We start from the raw sequence: 2,488 nt of genomic DNA, 5'->3' as shown, positions 1-2,488 counted from the left end.
TCGGTAGAGGGCGACTTCGAGGGCGAAGAGGGCGGGTTGGGTGTGGCCGGTGTCGTCGAGGCCTTCGCCGGTGGCGATGACCTCACGGATCGGCCGGTCCAGGTGTCGGTCGAGTTCGGCGGTGACCGCGTCGAAGGCGGCGGCGTAGGCGGGGAAGGCGGCGTACAGCTCCTCGCCCATCCCGGCGCGTTGCGCGCCCTGACCCGTGAACAGGAACGCCGACTTCCCGCCGACCCGGCTGTCACGCACGACCCCCGGCGCCGAGGCACCCGAAGCCAGTACCCGCAGGCCCTCCACCAGGGCCTCCCGGTCCGTGCCGACGACCGCCGCCCGGTGCTCGAACAGCGAGCGACCGCCCGCCAACGAGGCACCGACGTCGATCGGGTCGACGTCGATCGGGTCGACGTCCGCGCCGGCTCCGGAGAACAGCTCCAGCAGCCGCCGGGCCTGGTCCGTCACGGCCTGCGCCGTCTTGCCGGACAGGGTCCACGGCACCACCGGAAGCGGTGACCGGCCCCGGTCCGCTGCCGAGGGCTCGGGCCGGGCCGCGGGCTGTTCGATGATGACGTGCGCGTTGGTGCCACTGATGCCGAAGGAGGAGACGGCCGCACGGCGCGGACGCTCGTACGTCTGCCAGGGCCGTGCCTCGGTGAGCAGCTCGACCGCGCCCGCCTCCCAGTCGACGTGCCCGGACGGCGCGTCCACGTGCAGGGTCTTGGGCAGCACCTCGTGGCGCATGGCCTCGATCATCTTGATGACGCTGCCGACGCCGGCCGCGGCCTGGCTGTGCCCGATGTTCGACTTCAACGAGCCCAGGTAAAGCGGCCGCTCCTCCGGACGCCCCTGACCGTAGGTGGCCAGCAGGGCCTGTGCCTCGATCGGGTCGCCCAGGGTGGTGCCGGTGCCGTGCGCCTCGACCACGTCCACGTCGGCCGTGGTCAGACCGGCGTTGGCCAGCGCCTGGCGGATGACCCGCTCCTGGGACGGCCCGTTGGGGGCGGTCAGACCGTTGGAGGCACCGTCCTGGTTGATGGCGGAGCCCCGGATGACCGCGAGCACGGTGTGTCCGTTGCGTTCGGCGTCGGAGAGCCGCTCGACCAGGAGCAGGCCCACGCCCTCGCTCCAGCCGGTGCCGTCGGCGCCGGCGGCGAAGGGCTTGCAGCGCCCGTCGGGCGAAAGCCCGCGCTGACGGGAGAACTCCACGTACGAGGTGGGACTGGACATCACGGTGACACCGCCGGCGAGCGCGAGGTCGCATTCGCCGGAGCGCAGCGCGTTCGCGGCCATGTGCATGGCCACCAGCGAGGAGGAGCAGGCCGTGTCGACGGTGACCGCCGGGCCCTCCAGCCCCAGCGTGTACGAGACCCGGCCGGAGGCCACGCTGCCCGCGTTGCCGCTGGCCAGGTAGCCCTCCAGGTCCTCCGGGATCGTCGTGAGCGCCGAGCCGTAGTCGTGGTACATCACACCGGCGAACACGCCCGTGCGGCTGCCGCGCAGCGAGGCCGGGACGATGCCCGCGTTCTCCACGGTCTCCCAGGCGGTCTCCAACAGCAGCCGCTGCTGCGGGTCGGTGGCCAGCGCCTCGCGCGGGGACATCCCGAAGAACTCCGGGTCGAACAGGTCCGCGTCGTGCAGGAAGCCGCCGCCCCGGGCGTACGTGGTACCGGTGTGGTCGGGGTCCGGGTGGTACAGGTTCTCCAGGTCCCAGCCCCGGTTGACCGGGAACTCGGTGATCGCGTCCGCGCCCCGCGCGACCAGCCGCCACAGGTCCGCGGGCGAGGAGACCCCGCCCGGGTAGCGGCAGGCCATGCCGACGATCGCGATCGGCTCCGGCGCGCCGCCCGAACCGACCGGCACCGTGGCGGCCACGACGGCGGCCGGGGCGTTCTCGCGGTCCCCGAACAGCTCGGCCGACAGGTGCGCGGCCAGGGCCGCCGGGTTCGGGTAGTCGAAGACGAGGGTGCTGGGCAGCCGCATGCCGGTGGCCGCGTTGAGCTGGTTGCGCAGCTCGACGGCGGTCAGCGAGTCGAAGCCCAGTTCCTGGAAGGCGCGGTCGGCGTCGATGCCGGTGTGGTCGGCGTGCCCGAGCACCCCGGCGACCCTCGCCCGGACCAGGTCGATCAGCGCCTGGTCCCGTTCGGTCGGGGAGAGGCCGCCCAGCCGGTCGGCCAACGAGGACTCGCCGGCCGCGCGGGCCGCGGCCTTGCGCGGGGCGGCCGTGACCAGGCCCCGGAACAGCGGGTGCGGGCCGTCGGTCTGCTTGCGCAGCGCCGCGGTGTTCAGCCGGGTCACCGCGAGGATCGCCTCGCCGGTGCCAGGGGCCGCGTCGAAGAGGTCCATCGCGTCGGCGGAGGACAGCGGCAGCAGACCGGTGCGCTCGATGCGCCTGAGGTCGGCCTCTTCCAGTGAGCCGCTGAGGGTGCTGGCCTGGGCCCACAGGCCCCAGGCCAGTGAGGTGGCCGGGAGGCCGTTGGCCTGGCGGTACTGG

Annotated in this window: 1 protein-coding gene; it reads right to left on the bottom strand. The window is 73.6% G+C overall.

What is annotated here, in order from left to right:
* Positions 1-2,488, bottom strand: a 2,488-nt coding sequence (locus ADK55_RS13330; RefSeq protein WP_159041383.1) for a type I polyketide synthase, incomplete at both ends; no start/stop codon positions are given.

Origin of the sequence: Streptomyces sp. WM4235 (genome assembly GCF_001279725.1) — a bacterium.
In the GTDB taxonomy this organism is placed as follows: Bacteria; Actinomycetota; Actinomycetes; order Streptomycetales; family Streptomycetaceae; genus Streptomyces.
The sequence above is the reverse complement of the archived record's forward strand: the minus strand, read 5'-3'. Positions and strand labels throughout refer to the sequence as shown.